We start from the raw sequence: 487 nt of genomic DNA, 5'->3' as shown, positions 1-487 counted from the left end.
CCTAAAAAACTTGTTTTAAAATAAGATAAGAAATTTTTCTTATCTTATTTTTTTATATTAATATTTTTAAATATTATGAAATTTTTTATATTAAATTTACTTTTTAGATTGATAAAATTTTCCAAATTTGTAAAATATATCTTTTTGTTGAATTGCTTTTTTTGTAATGTATAATTCATTATGCAAATAAAAAAGGAGATGATTATATGCAAATGAGAAAAATTATAATTGTGTTTATGTTATTATTTTTACTTATCCCTACATACAACATCAAAGCAACAAATATCAATAATATAGCAATACCTGATTTTGTTAAAAATGAAGCAAAAAATGAAGATTCTTTTAAAGGGGACATAGTTCCAAAAGAATATACTAAACAAAAAGACAGAAGAATAAAATCTTATTCGGAAAATTTTTATGTTGCTTATACATACGTAGAGAAAAATAAAAGCTATGATAAATATCCCAATTTAATTAAATTTGACAA

The 487-nt window shown here is 19.5% G+C and carries 1 pseudogene; it reads left to right on the top strand.

The features are described 5' to 3' along the window. Nucleotides 1-206: 206 nt before the first annotated feature. Nucleotides 207-487: pseudogene (locus QZ357_RS03065) on the top strand (hypothetical protein); the annotation flags it as partial.

Source organism: Anaerofustis sp., assembly GCF_019420015.1.
In the GTDB taxonomy this organism is placed as follows: Bacteria; Bacillota; Clostridia; order Eubacteriales; family Anaerofustaceae; genus Anaerofustis.
Note: the sequence above shows the minus strand (reverse complement) of the source record. Positions and strands in the feature narration are given on the sequence as shown.